This is a genomic window from Modestobacter sp. VKM Ac-2977, assembly GCF_026968045.1.
Taxonomy (GTDB): Bacteria; Actinomycetota; Actinomycetes; order Mycobacteriales; family Geodermatophilaceae; genus Modestobacter.
In genome coordinates, this window is the sequence record NZ_JAPVBQ010000001.1 from 200,180 (window position 1) to 215,161 (window position 14,982).

At 76.9% G+C, this 14,982-nt stretch carries 14 protein-coding genes and 1 pseudogene; 10 read left to right on the forward strand and 5 right to left on the reverse strand.

Features of this window, described 5'->3' with window-relative positions; translation table 11 throughout:
• Positions 1 to 193: 193 nt before the first annotated feature.
• Genes O2V63_RS00965 through O2V63_RS00975 form a run of 3 tightly spaced genes read right to left on the reverse strand, consistent with a single transcriptional unit; the run spans position 194 to position 2,108 of the window.
• On the reverse strand, positions 194 to 988 hold the full coding sequence (locus tag O2V63_RS00965) for an adenosylcobinamide-GDP ribazoletransferase (protein WP_269165707.1): 795 nt from the start codon (positions 986 to 988) through the stop codon (positions 194 to 196).
• Positions 985 to 1,548 (reverse strand): bifunctional adenosylcobinamide kinase/adenosylcobinamide-phosphate guanylyltransferase, encoded by a 564-nt coding sequence (cobU, locus tag O2V63_RS00970; RefSeq protein ID WP_269165709.1) that lies wholly within the window; start codon positions 1,546 to 1,548, stop codon positions 985 to 987. The genes O2V63_RS00965 and cobU overlap by 4 nt, the downstream gene beginning before the upstream one ends.
• Complete coding sequence (locus O2V63_RS00975) at positions 1,545 to 2,108, reverse strand: histidine phosphatase family protein (RefSeq protein WP_269165710.1); 564 nt, start codon at positions 2,106 to 2,108, stop codon at positions 1,545 to 1,547. Before O2V63_RS00975 ends, cobU begins: the two co-directional genes overlap by 4 nt.
• 76 nt (positions 2,109 to 2,184) lie before the next feature.
• On the opposite strand from O2V63_RS00975, the gene O2V63_RS00980 reads away from it, so the two are divergent.
• Positions 2,185 to 2,982, forward strand: coding sequence for an oxidoreductase (locus O2V63_RS00980; RefSeq protein WP_269165711.1), 798 nt, complete (start codon positions 2,185 to 2,187; stop codon positions 2,980 to 2,982).
• 51 nt (positions 2,983 to 3,033) lie between these two features.
• Complete coding sequence (locus O2V63_RS00985) at positions 3,034 to 4,023, forward strand: aldo/keto reductase (RefSeq protein WP_269165712.1); 990 nt, start codon at positions 3,034 to 3,036, stop codon at positions 4,021 to 4,023.
• A gap of 20 nt (positions 4,024 to 4,043) precedes the next feature.
• On the opposite strand, the gene O2V63_RS00990 is transcribed toward O2V63_RS00985, so the two are convergent.
• Positions 4,044 to 4,901 carry an HAD family hydrolase gene (locus tag O2V63_RS00990; protein WP_269165713.1) on the reverse strand — a complete coding sequence of 286 codons (858 nt, stop codon included), beginning with the start codon at positions 4,899 to 4,901 and terminating at the stop codon, positions 4,044 to 4,046.
• Between the two features lie 125 nt (positions 4,902 to 5,026).
• Between O2V63_RS00990 and ssd the strand changes: the two genes are divergently transcribed.
• The 7 genes and pseudogenes from ssd to O2V63_RS20760 all read left to right on the forward strand — a co-directional run.
• Positions 5,027 to 6,121 carry a septum site-determining protein Ssd gene (gene ssd / locus O2V63_RS00995; protein ID WP_269165715.1) on the forward strand — a complete coding sequence of 365 codons (1,095 nt, stop codon included), beginning with the start codon at positions 5,027 to 5,029 and terminating at the stop codon, positions 6,119 to 6,121.
• Positions 6,118 to 7,272, forward strand: coding sequence for a TadA family conjugal transfer-associated ATPase (locus tag O2V63_RS01000; RefSeq protein WP_269165716.1), 1,155 nt, complete (start codon positions 6,118 to 6,120; stop codon positions 7,270 to 7,272). Before ssd ends, O2V63_RS01000 begins: the two co-directional genes overlap by 4 nt.
• Complete coding sequence (locus O2V63_RS01005) at positions 7,269 to 8,066, forward strand: type II secretion system F family protein (protein ID WP_269165717.1); 798 nt, start codon at positions 7,269 to 7,271, stop codon at positions 8,064 to 8,066. The genes O2V63_RS01000 and O2V63_RS01005 overlap by 4 nt, the downstream gene beginning before the upstream one ends.
• On the forward strand, positions 8,063 to 8,797 hold the full coding sequence (locus tag O2V63_RS01010) for a type II secretion system F family protein (protein ID WP_269165718.1): 735 nt from the start codon (positions 8,063 to 8,065) through the stop codon (positions 8,795 to 8,797). The genes O2V63_RS01005 and O2V63_RS01010 overlap by 4 nt, the downstream gene beginning before the upstream one ends.
• 141 nt (positions 8,798 to 8,938) lie before the next feature.
• Positions 8,939 to 9,175: a DUF4244 domain-containing protein gene (locus O2V63_RS01015; RefSeq protein ID WP_269165719.1), complete on the forward strand. Its 237-nt coding sequence runs from the start codon at positions 8,939 to 8,941 to the stop codon at positions 9,173 to 9,175.
• 6 nt (positions 9,176 to 9,181) lie between these two features.
• The gene (locus O2V63_RS01020) at positions 9,182 to 9,568 is read left to right on the forward strand and encodes a TadE family type IV pilus minor pilin (RefSeq protein WP_269165720.1); all 387 of its coding nucleotides are present in this window, start codon (positions 9,182 to 9,184) and stop codon (positions 9,566 to 9,568) included.
• An 8-nt stretch (positions 9,569 to 9,576) separates the two neighbouring features.
• Positions 9,577 to 9,912, forward strand: a pseudogene (locus O2V63_RS20760) (Rv3654c family TadE-like protein); the annotation flags it as partial.
• A gap of 51 nt (positions 9,913 to 9,963) precedes the next feature.
• Here the strand turns inward: O2V63_RS20760 and O2V63_RS01025 are convergent.
• Positions 9,964 to 12,477 (reverse strand): DEAD/DEAH box helicase, encoded by a 2,514-nt coding sequence (locus O2V63_RS01025; RefSeq protein WP_269165721.1) that lies wholly within the window; start codon positions 12,475 to 12,477, stop codon positions 9,964 to 9,966.
• 196 nt (positions 12,478 to 12,673) lie between these two features.
• Between O2V63_RS01025 and O2V63_RS01030 the strand changes: the two genes are divergently transcribed.
• Positions 12,674 to 14,935 carry a sodium-translocating pyrophosphatase gene (locus O2V63_RS01030; RefSeq protein ID WP_269165722.1) on the forward strand — a complete coding sequence of 754 codons (2,262 nt, stop codon included), beginning with the start codon at positions 12,674 to 12,676 and terminating at the stop codon, positions 14,933 to 14,935.
• Positions 14,936 to 14,982: the final 47 nt, after the last annotated feature.

Here is a 14,982-nt window from a genome sequence, read left to right on the forward strand (position 1 = left end):
GTTGATGGGCACGGCAGGGAACACCGCGGCACGGAGCGCGCGTGGCGGGCGCTCGGCCACCCGGGGCACCGCCGGTCGGCGCCGGACCGGGACCGCCGGAGGTGGGATGCGGCGCGGCCGGGCCGCCTCGCCCGCTGCCTCCGGCGGCCTGAGCCGGGTCCTCGGCTCGCTCACCCGTCGACGGTGACCGCGCTCAGCTGAGCAGGACGGCGGCGGTGAGCAGGGTGACCGCCGCCGTCACCTCGCCCATGGCGCCCATGACGTCGCCGTTCACGCCACCCAGCCGGGCCCGGGCCCGGGAGAACAGGGCCTCCGACGACCCCAGCCCGGCGGCGACGGCGGCGACCAGCCCGAGGGCGGCGACCAGGCCGTCCTGAGCGACGAGCAGCGCACCTGCGGCGGCGACCGCGGCGGTGACCAGCGCCGCACCGGCCAGCCAGCCCCGGGACACCGTGCCGGCCACCGCCTGGCCCAGCGACGAGCCCTGCGCGATCGGCACCCCGGGCAGGCCGGTGCGGGCCATCGCCACCCGGGCGGTGACCGTGGCTGCCGGCAGCGCGAGCCAGCCGCCGTCCACGGTGAGCAGCTGAGCCAGGCAGGCGACCTGCAGCAGCAGGGTGAGCACCAGGGTGACGACGCCGAAGGGGCCGACGTCGCCGGCGCGCATCACCGCCAGCGCCTTCTCCCGGCCGCGCAGCGGGCCCAGTCCGTCGGCGGTGTCCGCCAGCCCGTCCAGGTGCAGCCCGCGGGTGAGCGCGGCCAGCGAGGCGACAGCGAGCACCGCACCGACCAGCGGGCTGACCGTGCGGTCGGCGGCCCAGGCGACCGCGGCCGCCGCGCCCCCCAGCACCAGCCCGACCAGCGGCGCCCAGGGCAGCACCCCGCGGGCCGAGGCGGCGGCCGGCACCCGCAGGCTGGTCAGAAGCGCGAACGACTCCGCCGGCCCGGTCCAGGGGCGGCGGGTCGCCGGCTGGTCCGGGGAGCTCATCGCAACCGCTGGGGCAGCCCGGCGACCACGAACCACACCTCGTCGGCGGTCGAGGCCAGCCGCTGGTTGACCGTGCCCAGCGTGTCCCGGAAGAGCCGACCGGCGCGGGTCTCGGGCACCACGCCCAGCCCCACCTCGTCGCTGACCGCGACCACGTGCGCCGGCGTCATCACCCAGTTGTCGACCAGTGCATCGCAGCGCTGGTCCAGCCGGTCGCGGGCCGCGGCGGCGTCCGCGGGGGAGCCCGCGGCGTGCGCCCCGGTCGTGTCGACGGCGTCCCAGATGCCGGTCTCGTCCATCAGCGCGGCCACCCAGGTGGTGACGCTGTCGACCAGCACCGCCCCCCGGCGCAGCAGCTCCGACGGCGCCGTCGTCTCCACCGTCGTCCACCCGGCCGGGCGGCGGGCGCGGTGGGCGGCGACCCGGGCCGACCACTCGGCGTCGGCCTCGTCGACGACGGAGGTGGCGAGGTAGGTGACCTCGTCCCAGCCGGCCAGCAGCTGCTCGGCGTGCGCGGACTTGCCCGACCGGGAGCCGCCGAGCACGAGCACCCTGGTCACGTCAGCACCAGCTTCGTGACCGTGCCGTTGTGCGGGGTGACCCCCGGCAGCTGGTCCGGCCCGAGACCGGCCACCACTGCCTGGGCGGCCCGGATGGTGTCGCCGTGGGTGACCAGGGCGACGACTGAGGCCGGCGGGTCGGCGCGCAGCCGGTCGAGGTAGCCGGCGACCCGGGAGTGCAGCTGGGCGAGGCTCTCCCCGCCCTCGGCCGCCCAGTGCGGGTCGGTCCAGTCGACGACGTCCCAGAGGTCGCGGGAGGGCCGCCCCTCGAGCACGCCGTAGCCCTGTTCGCGCAGTGCCGGGGTGGTGGTGAGCGGCAGCCCGGTGGCCGCGGCGCAGTGCTCGGCGGTCTGCACGGCGCGGTGCAGGTCGCTGGAGACGAGCGCGCCGGGGCCACCGCCGTCCCTGGTGAGCGCGGCGAGCTCGGCCGCGGCCTGCGCCGCCTGCTGGTGGCCGAGCTCGGTCAGCGGCACATGGGCGGTCTGCCCCTGCATCAGTCCGGCGGCGTTCCACTCGCTCTGACCGTGCCGGACGAGGAGCAGGGTCAGGGGAGCGGCCATGGTGGTTGGGAGCGTAGGCGCCGGGTCGCGGAGGGCGGCGGGAGACCTGCCGCCCCGGACTCGTACCGTCGCAGCCGTGACGATCCCGCTGCGCCCCGGCGCCGGCCGGGCCCCCCGGCCCGCCGCGCGACCGACCGGCCCCGACCCGCTCGCCCCGCTGCTGGAGCTGCCCGGCGTCGCCGCGGCGGCCGAGGACGCACGCGCCGCGGTGGACCGGCTGCTCGGCCACAAGGTGCTCCGCCGCGAGTCCGCCGGGGTCAGCGCGGAGTCGGCGCTGCGCGGTGCCCGGGCGTCGGCCGCGCTGGAGGGCGTGGACCGGCCGCTGGCGGACCTGCGGGCGGGTGAGGTCACCGACCCGGTCGTCCAGGGTGCGCTGCGGGTCTCGGTGGGCCTCGGCTCGATGGTGGAGACCTGGGAGCGGGCACCCGGTCAGGTGCTCGCCCGGCTGCACGTCCTCGCCGCCACCGACCTCGCCGAGCCGGCCGACCTGGGCCGGCCCAACGGCGCGGCCGGTCCGCGGTTGGGTGGGCTCTTCTCCCTGATCACCGGTGCGACCACCGTCCCGGCCGTGGTGGTGGCCGGGGTCGTGCACGGCGAGCTGGCCGCGCTCGCCCCCTTCGGGGTGCAGGACGGGGTGGTCGCCCGCGCCGCTGCCCGGCTGGTCATCATCAGCCGGGGCCTGGACCGCAAGGCGGTCTCCGTGCCCGAGGTCGGGTTCGCCGAGCTCGGCCGGGACGCCTACGCGGCCGCGCTGGCGGGCTACCGGACCGGCGGCCCGGCGGGGGTGGCCGGCTGGCTCGTGCACTGCTGCCGCGCCACCGAGCACGGCGCCACCGAGGGCCTGGCGATCTGCGAGAGCCTGCTCCGCGGCTGAGCGCGACAGCGCCGTCCTGCGGCTCCGCTGCAGCGCGACCAGACTGGGCGGATGCGCTTCCTCGAGGTCGACGGTCTGGGACAGGTCAGCCGGGTCGGACTGGGCACCTGGCAGTTCGGCTCCAAGGAATGGGGCTACGGCGACGACTACGCCGTCGGTGCGGCCCGGGACATCGTCCGGCGGGCCCGCGAGCTGGGCGTCACGCTGTTCGACACCGCCGAGGTGTACGGCTTCGGCCGCAGCGAGAAGATCCTGGCCGAGGCGCTCGGCGCCGACCGGGCCGAGGTGGTCGTCGCCAGCAAGGTCTTCCCGGTGGCGCCGTTCCCGGCGGTCGTCCGCAACCGCGCGACCGCGAGCGCCCGTCGGCTGCAGCTCGACCGGATCCCGCTCTACCAGGTGCACCAGGCCAACCCGCTGGTGCCGGACTCGGTGATCATGCCGGGCATGCGCGCCCTCCTCGACGACGGCGTGATCGGCGCCGTCGGGGTCTCCAACTACTCGCTGGAGCGCTGGCAGGCGGCCGACCGCGCGCTGGGCAGCCCGGTGGTGAGCAACCAGGTCCAGTTCTCCCTGGCGCACGCCGGGCCGCTGGCCGACCTGGTGCCCTTCGCCGAGCGCGAGAACCGGGTGGTCATCGCCTACAGCCCGCTCGCCCAGGGCCTGCTCGGCGGCCGGTACTCCGCCGACCACCGCCCCGGGGGCGTCCGGGCGATGAACCCGCTGTTCGGCACCGAGAACCTGCGCCGGGCCGAGCCGCTCCTCCAGCTGCTCCGGGACGTGGCCGCTGCGCACCAGGCGAAGCCGGCCCAGGTGGCCCTGGCCTGGCTGCTCGGCCTGCCACAGGTGGTCGTGATCCCGGGGGCGTCCAGCGTCGAGCAGCTGGAGTCCAACGTGGCGGCCGCCGAGCTGGAGCTGACGCCGGCGGAGCAGCAGGCGCTGACCACCGCCGCGCAGGACTTCCAGCCGGTCTCCACCGCCCGCACGGTCTCGGACCAGGTGCGGGAGAAGGTGGCGGAGCTCCGCGGCCGCATCGGCGGCTGAGACCGGGCCGGTCGGTCCGGTCAGGCGCCGCGGCGCCGACGGCGACCGGTCGGGGGCACCACGACGGGGGCGGCGAGCGCGACGGCCGGGAGCGCCCGCAGCGTGCGCCGCCGGGCGAACCAGGCCAGTCCGGCCACGGCGGCCCCGACGCCGACCGCGGCACTGGTGACCACCGGCGTCCGGGCGCCGGAGAACCGGGAGCGCAGGGTGACCGGGCGGGTGAACTCGAGCACCGGCCAGCCCCGTTCCACGGCGGCCTTGCGCAGCCCCCGGTCGGGGTTGACGGCGGTGGGGTGGCCGACCGCCTCGAGCATCGGCAGGTCGGTGATCGAGTCGCTGTAGGCCCAGCAGTCGGCCAGGTCCCAGCCCTTCTCGGCGGCCACCTCGCGCATCGCGGCGGCCTTGTTCTCGCCGTAGGCGTAGTAGTCGATCTCGCCGGTGTACTTCCCGTCGACGGTGACCATCCGGGTGGCGACGACACGGTCGACCCCGAGCATCTCGCCGATCGGCTCCACCATCTCCGCACCGCTGCTGGAGACGATGACGATCTCCCGGCCGGCCGCCTGGTGTTCCTCGATGAGGTCGGCGGCCTCCGCGTAGACGAGCGGGTCGACGATGCCGTGCAGCGTCTCCCGCACGATCTCGTGCACGACGGCGACGTCCCAGCCCGTGGTCATCGCGGTGATCTGTCGCCGCATCCGCTCCATCTGGTCGGCGTCGGCGCCGGCCAGGGAGAAGACGAACTGCGCGTAGGCGCCCTTGAGGACGGCTCGCCGGTTGATCAGCCCACCCTGGAAGAACGGTCGTCCGAAGGCCAACGTGCTGGACTTCGCGATGACCGTCTTGTCCAGGTCGAAGAACGCCGCAGCGCGGGTCACATCGCACACGGTAAGGGGATCGGCAGTCCAGGGGGTCGGGCACACCGTCGTCCACACCCGGATGGGTTGTCCACAGATGTCGTCCAGGGCTGGGCCGGCGCCGACCGGCCCGCTGCGCTGGGCGGGTGTCCGCTGCCTCGCGAGCCCCCGGCTCCGCGCCCGTCGCCCCCGCCCACCCGCTGGTCCTGAGCACCGACTCCGGCCTGCTCGACGACCTGCTCCGGCTGCTCGCCGCCGCCGGTGCCACCGCTGAGCTGACCACGGGAGGGGGTGCGCTCCGCCGCGCCCACCGGGACGCGCCGCTGGTGCTCCTCGGTGCCGAGGTGCTGGGCAGTGCGCCGGTGCGGGCGCTGCCGCGGCGCCCCGGGGTGCTGGTGGTCGCCGCCGGTGAACCCGCGGCCGAGGTGTGGCCGGCGGCCGTCGAGCTCGGCGCCGAACGGGTGGTGGTGCTGCCCCGGGACGAGGCGTGGCTGGTGGAGCGGGTGGCCGCGGCGGTGCAGGCCCCTGCCCGGCCGGGCTGGCTGACCGTGGTCGGCGGCGCCTGCGGCGGCGCCGGCGCGAGCACCCTGGCGACGGCGCTCGCGGTGGCCGCGGGCAGCGCGGCCGACGGCGGCGTGCTGCTGGTGGACGGCGACGGCTGGGCCGCCGGCCTGGACCTGCTGCTCGGGGCGGAACGAGAGCCCGGGCTGCGCTGGCCGGAGCTGGCCGGGGTGAGCGGACGGGTGGCCGGCCCGGCGCTCGCCGCCGCCCTGCCCGAGGTCGCCGGGGTCGCGGTGCTCTCCGCCTCCCGGGAACACCCCCAGGAGCTGCCGGCCGAGGCCCTGCTCGCCGTCTGCGCGGGCGCCCGGGCCAGCGGGTGCGGCGTCGTGCTCGACCTGCCCGTCCGCAGCCCCGCCGCCGAGGCGCTCCTCGCCGAGGCCGACCTCAGCGTCCTGCTCGTCCCGGCCCGGCTGCGGGCCGGAGCCGCCGCCCGCGCCCTGCTGGAGGGTGACCCGCGGCCCTGGTCGGCGGCGCTCGTGGTGAGCCGGCCGGTCCCCGGGGGGCTGAGCCGCGCCGAGGTGGCCGACGTGGTCGGCCGGCCGGTCTTCGCCGAGCTCGCCGCCGACCGGTCGGCGGCACCCCGCAGCGAACGGGGCGAACCACCGTCCGTCGCCGCCCGGTCCCCGCTCGGCGGGCTCAGCCGGCTGCTCCTCGCCGAGCTGGCCGGGCGCGCGGCGTGACCGGGGAGTCGGCGCCACCGCTGGTGGAGCGGGTGCGCGCCCGGCTCGCCACCGGTGTGGGCGCCCCCAGCCCGGCGGCCGTGGCGGCCCTGGTCCGGGAGGAGTCCGGCGGCCTGCTGGGCGACCGCGGGATGCTCGACGCCGTCCGGGCCGCCACCGACGAGCTCGCCGGGGCCGGTGTGCTGGAGCCGCTGCTGCGCACGCCCGGCGTCACCGACGTGCTGGTCAACGGGCCCGACGAGGTCTGGATCGACCGCGGCGAGGGCCTGGAGCCGGTCGACGTCCGGTTCCCCGACGAGGCCGCCGTCCGCCGCCTGGCGGTGCGGCTGGCCGGCGCTGCCGGCCGCCGGCTCGACGACGCGGCGCCCTGGGTCGACGCCGGCCTGCCCGACGGCACCCGGCTGCACGCGGTCCTGCCGCCGGTGTCCGGGGCGGGCACCTGCCTGTCCCTGCGGGTGCTGCGCCGGGCGGCGCTCTCCTTCGCCGACCTCTCCGACCGGGGTGCCCTGCCCGGCGCCAGCGCCGAACTGCTGGCGGCCGCCGTCCGGGCGCGGCTGGCGTTCCTGGTCACCGGCGGCACGGGCACCGGGAAGACGACGGTCCTCTCCGCGCTGCTCGGGCTGGTGGATCCCGGGGAACGGCTGGTGCTCTGCGAGGACGCACCCGAGCTGACCCCACGGCACCCGCACGTCGTCCGGCTGCTCACCCGGCCGGCCAACGTCGAGGCCGCCGGCGCGGTCACGCTGCGGGACCTGGTGCGGCAGGCCCTGCGGATGCGCCCGGATCGGCTGGTGGTCGGTGAGGTCCGCGGCGCCGAGGTGGTCGACCTGCTCGCCGCGCTGAACACCGGGCACGACGGCGGCTGCGGCACGGTGCACGTCAACCGGGCCGCGGACCTGCCGGCCCGCCTCGAGGCCCTCGGCGGTGCGGCCGGCCTGGGCCGGGCCGCGGTGCACAGCCAGGCGGCAGCCGCGCTCGCGGTCGTCGTGCACCTGCGGCGGAGCCCGGCGGGGCGGGGCGTGGCCGAGCTGGGGGTGGTCCGCCGACAGGGGGAGCTGATCGAGGTCGCCGCGGGCTGGCGGGCCGACGGCGGCCCCACCCCGGCGCGCGGGGAGCTCGCCGACCTGCTCGGTGTCCGGGTGCCCGGATGAGCCCGGCGCTGCTGGTCCTCGGGGTCGCGCTGCTGGCCTGGTCCTCGGGCGCCGCCGGCCGGCCGCGACGGCTCACCGAGCCGGGGTGGCGCGGGGCGCGTCCGGACCTCCGCGCCCTGGCCGGTGGCCCGGCTGGACCGTGGGTGTTCGCGCTGGCGAGCGGGGGAGCCGGGGCGTTGCTGTCCACCCCGGTCGTGGCCGGGCTGGCGGCCGCTTGCGGTGTCGTCGCCGGCCGGGCCCTGGAGGCGCGTGGCCGGGCCGCCGCCGGGGAGCGGCGCACCCGGGCCCTGGTGGAGGCACTCGGCGTGCTGGCCGCGGAGGTGCGGGCCGGGCGACCACTCCCGGAGGTGGCGTCCACCGCGGTCGACGGCTGCCCGGACGCCGGCATGGCGCGGGCGCTCGAGCCGGTCCTGCGACTGGGCGACCCGCCAGCGGGGCCGGCGACGGACGAGTCGGCCCGGGCGCTCGTGCGGATCGCGGCCGCGGTGCGGTTGAGCACCCGCACCGGCTGCTCGCTGGCCGGGGTGGTCACCGCCGTCGAGGACGACCTGCGAGCCCGGCTGCGGGCCGGGGAGGAACTGCGCTCTGCGGTCGCCGGGCCGCGGGCCAGCGCCACCGTGCTCGCCGGACTCCCGCTGCTGGGCCTGCTGATGGGCAGCGGGGTGGGCGCCGACCCGTGGCGGGTGCTCACCACCACCGGCGCGGGGACGGCGCTGCTGGTGCTCGGCGTGGCCCTGGAGCTGGCCGGGCTGACCTGGTCGGCGCGGCTGGTCCGGCGGGCGATGGCGCAGTGAACGGTGCCTGGGCCGTCCTGGTCCTGGCCGGCGCGGTGCTGCTGTGGGTGCCCCCCGGGGCCGGCCGCCGGGACCGGGTGCGGTTCCTGCTCGCCGTCCCCGGAGACGGCGGTCGGCCCTGGCGGTCGACGAGCGGCCCACCCGGGGCGGCCCGGCGCCGGGTGGAGGCGGGCCTGGGCGGGCTGGCGGCCTTCCTGGTGCTCGGTGCCGGCCTGCCGGCCGCGCTGGTCGGGCTCGGCCTGGCCGCGGGGCTGGATCGGCTGCTCCGGCGATCCGGTGCGCCACCGGCCGTCGCCGGAGCCCTCGCCCGGGACCTGCCGGTGGCCTGCGACCTGCTCGCCGTCTGCCTGGCGGCCGGCACCCCGGTCGGGTCGGCCGTCGCGGCGGTCGGGGAGGCGGTGCCCGGTCCGCTCGGCGACCGGCTGGTCGAGGCGGGGGCGCTGTACCGGCTGGGCGCCGCCCCGCGCCGGGCCTGGGCGGGTGCGCCACCGCCGGTCGACGCGCTCGCCCGCACGGTGGTGCGGGCCGGGGAGTCGGGCTCGGCGGTCGTCCCGGCCCTGCAGCGGCTCGCCGCCGACCTGCGCAGCGCCGGCCGCAGTCAGACCGAGGCCGCGGTGCAGCGGGCAGGGGTGTGGGTGCTGGCGCCACTGGGGCTGTGCTTCCTCCCCGCCTTCCTGTGCCTGGGCGTCGTCCCGATGGTGCTGGGCATCGGCAGCGACGTCTTCGGCTGAGTCACGGTCACCGCCGTCGTGCCGGTCGGCGTCCACAACCGCGAGCGTCCTCCACAACCCGGCCGCAGCGACCTGGGCGCGCCCTCGCCGGCGCCAGGCTCGGGTCGACGGACCGGCAGGCGGTCCGGCGGAGGAGGACAGATGGAGATCCAGCCGGAGAACGAGGAACGGTCCACCGGACGCCGGCGCGCGGCGCTGGCCCAGCGGTGGTCGGAGGTCCGCGTAGCGGGAGAGGAGGGCATGAGCACCGCCGAGTACGCCGTCGGCACGGTGGCCGCCTGCGCCTTCGCCGCCGTGCTCTACCAGGTGGTCACCGGCGGATCGGTCGTCGCGGCGCTGGGCGAGCTCGTGCAGACCGCACTCGCCACGCTCGCCTGAGTCGACGTGTCGACACCCGACCGCACCGGCCGGCCCGGCAGCCCCCGGGAGGCCGGGATGGTGACCGCGGAGACCGCCGTCGTGCTGCCCGTGCTCCTGCTGGTGCTGGCCGGGGCGGTGGCGGCGGTCGTCGTGGTCGGTGCCCAGCTGCGCTGCGTGGACGCCGCCCGGGAGGGGGCCCGGGCGGCGGCGCGCGGCGAGCCGGCGGCCGTGGTGCACGAGCTGGCGGCGCAGGCCGCACCCGACGGGGCGACCACGGACCTGGGCGTGGGGGAGACGGTGCGGGTCACCGTCGCGGCCAGGGTCGCCCCGCTGGGGCCGCTGCCCTGGCGGGTGGAGGTCACGGCGACGGCGACGGGCCTCCGCGAACCGGCAGCAGGCGGCCCGCCGTGACCGGGCGCGTGCCGGCCGACGACGGGGAGCGCGGCTCGGCCACCGTGTGGATGGTCGCGCTGGCAGGGTTGCTCGCCCTGGTCGGCGTCGCCACGGTGCTCGTCGGCGCCGCGGTCGTGGCCCGGCACCGCGCCACCTCGGCGGCCGACCTCGCAGCCCTGGCCGCCGCCGGCAGGGCCGTGCTGGGCGACCCGGCCGCCTGCGCGGTCGCCGAGGAGATCGCCGCGGCGAACGAGGCCGTCGTGGACTCGTGTGTCGTCACCGCCGGCGCGGTCGTCGAGGTGCGGGTGCACGTCCCTGTCCGGCTGGGGCCACTCGGCGTCGTCGACGCCCCGGCCCGGGCGCGCGCCGGCCCGGCCCCGCCAGAGACCCGGTCAGCAGAATCAGGGACCCGGTCAGAAGACGAGGTCGTCGGGGTCGGGGCCGGCCGCACCGGTGTCGGCGGCGGGGTCGGTCACGGCCGGGGTGCTGGTGCCGAACAGGCCCGACGACGGCGTCGGCCGACGGGTCACCTCCGCCTCCTCGGCCGTCAGCTCCGGCGCACCGGCCAGCTCGTCGAGCACGACGTCGAGCACCCGCACCGCGCCGGCCTTGTCCAGCGGGTCGTTGCCGTTGCCGCACTTGGGCGACTGCACGCACGAGGGGCAGCCGGACTCGCACTCGCAGCTGGCCACCGTGGCCCGGGTCGCCTGCAGCCAGTCCCGCAGCACCGCGTACCCGCGTTCGGCGAAACCGGCACCGCCCGGGTGGCCGTCGTAGACCACGATGGTGGCTGCGCCGGTGTCCGGGTGCAGGGCGGTGGAGACGCCGCCCAGGTCCCAGCGGTCGCAGGTCGCCAGCAGCGGCAGCAGCCCGATCGCGGCGTGCTCGGCCGCGTGCAGCGAGCCGGGCAGTGCCGCGTCGTCGACGTCGGCCCGGGCGATGGCCCGCTCGTCCAGCGTCAGCCACACCGCCCGGGTGCGCAGCTGGCGAGGCGGCAGGTCCAGCGGGAACTCGGCGAGCACCTCTCCGGTGCCCAGCCGTCGCCGCTGGTAGGCGACGACCTGGTTGGTCACGTCCACGACGCCGGTGTGCGCGGTGACGGTGCCCAGCCGTCTGGTGCGGTCGGTGGCGACGATCGACAGGTCGACGGTGTCGCGGGCCACCGTGGTCCACTCCGGGCTCTCCGGGTGCACCACCGCGCAGGCGTCCTCCACGTCGAGTTCGTCGACCACGTAGGTCTCGCCGCGGTGCACGTAGAGCGCGCCGGTGTGCACGGTCGCGTGCGAGGCGTCGCCGTCGACCGTGCCCAGCAGCCGGCCGGTCGCGCCCTCGATGATCGACACCGGCGCGGCACCGCTGCCGCGGATGTCCACGTCGGGCCGGCCTCGCCCGGCCCAGTACCAGCCGGTGGGCCGGGTGCGCAGCAGCCCCTCGGCGACCAGCTCCGCCACCTGCGCCTCGGCCACCTCGCCGCCGAAGTCCGCCAGGTCGGCGTGGGTGAGCGGCAGTTCTGCGGCGGCACAGCACAGCTGCGGGCCCAGCACGTAGGGGTTGGCCGGGTCGGTGACGGTCGCCTCGACGGGCCGGCCGAACACCGCCCGCGGGTGGTGGGCCAGGTAGTGGTCCAGCGGGTCGTCCCGGGCGACGAACACGACGAGCGACTCGCGCTGGGCCCGCCCGGCGCGCCCGGCCTGCTGCCACATCGAGGCCAGCGTGCCCGGGTAGCCGGCGAGCACGACGGCGTCGAGCCCGGCGATGTCGATCCCCAGTTCCAGGGCGTTCGTGGTCGCCACCCCCAGCAGCACCCCGGTCGACAGCGCCCGCTCCAGCTCCCGCCGCTCCTCGGGCAGGTAGCCGCCGCGGTAGGAGTCGACCCGGGAGACCAGGTCCGACCGGCCGCGGGAACGCAGGATCGCGCGCGCCTGCTCGGCGACGGACTCCGCGCCGCGGCGGGACCGCACGAACGCCAGCGTGCGGGCGTTCTGCTCGACCAGGTCGGACAGCAGCCCGGCCGCGTCAGCGGCCGCCGACCGGCGCAGCGGCGCACCGTGCTCGCCGGTCCGCTCCGTCAGCGGCGGCTCCCACAGCGCGAAGGTCGCCCCCGGACGCGGCGAGCCGTCCTCGGTGACCGCGGTGACCGGGGCACCGACCAGCCGGCCGGCGGCCAGCGCGGGGTCGGCCACGGTCGCCGACGCCAGGACGAACACCGGGTCGGCGCCGTAGCGGCGGCAGATCCGCCGCAGCCGGCGCAGCACGTGCCCCACGTGCGAGCCGAACACGCCCCGGTAGGCGTGGCACTCGTCCACGACCACGTAGGCGACCCGGCGCAGCGTGCTCGACCACTTCTGGTGGGCCGGGAGCACGCCCCGGTGCAGCATGTCGGGGTTGGTCACGATCCAGCGCGAGTGCCGCCGCACCCACTCGCGCTCCTCCATCGGGGTGTCGCCGTCGTAGGCCGCCGGCCGCACCGAGGAGTCGGCCAGCTCGGCGACGGAGGCCAGCTGGTCCCGGGCCAGGGCCTTGGTGGGGGCGAGGTAGAGCACGCAGGCGCGCGGGTCGTCGGCGAGCGCGGTCAGCGCGGGCAGCTGGTAGGCCAGGGACTTGCCCGACGCCGTGCCGGTGGCGACGACGACGTGGCTGCCGGCTCGCGCCAGCTCGGCCGCCTCGACCTGGTGGCTGAAGGGCGCCGGCACGCCGCGCTCGGCCAGCCGGTCCCGCAGCGGCGTCCCGACCCACTCCGGCCACTCCGCCAGCCGGCTGGGGCGGGCCGGGAGCCGGTGGACGTGGGTCACGGGGTCGTCGTCTGCGTCGGTGCCGGACATCAGGGCCTCGAGCAGCTCGGTGCCCGGCAGTGCGCCACCGGCCGGGTCGGGCACCGACTCCGGCGACGCGTCCGCGGATGGCCGGACGGAGCGCAGGGACGTCACCACCCCACTGTCACACCGGTGCGCAAGCCACTGCCCGGGCCACCTGGTCCGATGACGTCCGGTGTGAACGGGATCACACCAGGGTCTGGCGGCGGGCCTGCCTCCTGCGGCACAGTGCGTCCCACGCCGGGCCCTCCCGAGCGAGAGCCCGGGGGCGGCTGGCCGGTGCGCGCCCCGCCTCGCCTCGGAGGAAGCCATGCCCGACGCCGACCTGTCCGGAGGAGACCTCGCCCTGGTGGCGATCGCGCTCCTCATCTCCCTCGCTGCCCTCGGCTTCGCCGCCTGGCTTGTCCGCGCGGTCCTGGCCGCCGACCAGGGCACGGCGTCGATGCAGGAGATCGCGAAGGCCATCCAGGAGGGCGCCGGGGCCTACCTGAGACGGCAGTACCGCACGCTCGCCGTCTTCGCCGCCATCGTCTTCGGGTTGCTGCTCCTGCTCCCGGTGGCCGACGGCGGCCTGGGCACCCGGCTGGGCCGCGCGGCCTTCTTCCTCGTCGGGGCGGCGTTCTCCGCCGCGGTCGGCTTCATCGGGATGACCCTGGCCACCCGCGGCAACGTCCGGGTGGCGGCCGCGGCGGCCGCCGGGGGGCACCGGCCGGCCTTCCGCATCGCGTTCCGCACCGGCGGCGTCTGCGGGATGATCACCGTGGGTCTGGGGCTGTTCGGGGCCTCGCTGGTGCTGTTGCTCTTCCGGGAGACCGCACCGATCGTGCTGGAGGGCTTCGCCTTCGGCGGTGCGCTGCTGGCGATGTTCATGCGCGTCGGTGGCGGCATCTTCACCAAGGCCGCCGACGTCGGCGCGGACCTGGTCGGCAAGGTCGAGGCCGGCATCCCGGAGGACGACCCGCGCAACGCCGCGACGATCGCGGACAACGTCGGGGACAACGTCGGCGACTGCGCGGGCATGGCCGCCGACCTCTTCGAGTCCTATGCGGTGACGCTGGTGGCCGCGCTGATCCTCGGCCAGGTGTTCTTCGGGCCGGTGGGCATGGTCTTCCCGCTGGTGGTCGCCGCGATCGGGGTGGTCGCCTCGGTGGTCGGCATCCTGGCCAGCAACCCGGGCAGCAACGACCGGAACTGGATGTCCCCGATCAACCGCGGCTTCTTCGTCTCCGCCGCCGTCTCCCTGGTGCTGGTCGCAGCCGCGTCCTTCACCGTCCTGCCCACGATCTCCGACGGCCTGGACATCGCGGTCAGCCCACAGGTGCTCGGCTTCCTGTCCGTCCTGATCGGCATCGTGCTGGCCGCCGCGATCCAGCAGCTCACCGGCTACTTCACCGAGACCTCCCGCCGGCCCGTCCGCGACGTCGGCCGCAGCTCGCTCACCGGCCCGGCCACGGTGATCCTCTCCGGCATCTCGCTGGGGCTGGAGTCGGCCGTCTACGCCGCGCTGCTCATCGGCACCGCCGTCTACGGCGCCTTCCTCATCGGCGGCGCCGCGGCGCTGTACGCGGTCGCCCTGGCCGGCTGCGGGCTGCTCACCACCGCCGGGGTCATCGTCTCGATGGACACCTTCGGCCCGGTGAGCGACAACGCGCAGGGCATCGCGGAGATGTCCGGCGACATCGACGAGGAGGGCGCCCAGGTCCTCACCGACCTCGACGCGGTCGGCAACACCACCAAGGCGATCACCAAGGGCATCGCGATCGCCACCGCCGTGCTGGCGGCCACCGCGCTGTTCGGCTCCTACAACGCCAGCCTCATCGTGGCTCTGGACGAGGCCGGGTCTGGCCTCGGCGACGCCCTCACCCTCGTCTCACCGAACAACGTCGTCGGCGCCGTCGTCGGCGCGGCGGTGGTGTTCCTCTTCTCCGGGTTGGCGATCAGCGCGGTGTCGCGCGCCGCCGGCCGGGTGGTGTTCGAGGTGCGCGAGCAGTTCCGCACCCACCCCGGGATCATGGACTACAGCGAGCGCCCCGACTACAGCCGTGTGGTCGACATCTGCACCCGCGACTCGCTGCGGGAACTGGCCACGCCCGGCCTGCTGGCCGTCCTCGCGCCGGTGGCGGTCGGCTTCGGTCTCGGCTTCGGCCCGCTGGCGGCCTACCTGGTCGGCGCGATCGCGACCGGCACGCTCATGGCGGTGTTCCTGTCCAACTCCGGCGGCGCCTGGGACAACGCCAAGAAGATGGTCGAGGACGGCGCCCACGGCGGGAAGGGCAGCAAGGCCCACGAGGCGACCATCATCGGCGACACCGTCGGCGACCCGTTCAAGGACACCGCCGGTCCGGCCATCAACCCGCTGATCAAGGTGATGAACCTGGTCGCGCTGCTGATCGCCCCGGCCGTCGTCGGGCTGTCCGTCGGCGAGGACGCCAACACCGTGCTGCGGCTGGCGATCGCCATCGGCGCGACCCTGGTGATCGTGGTGGCCGTCGTGGTCAGCAAGCGGCGGTCCAGCGTCGTGGGCGGTGAGGCCGACACCCCGGCCGAGACGCTCACCGAGAAGGCGTACTGACCGGCGGGTTGTGGAGAGCGGTGCCGGGTGTGGACGACGGGCCCCGG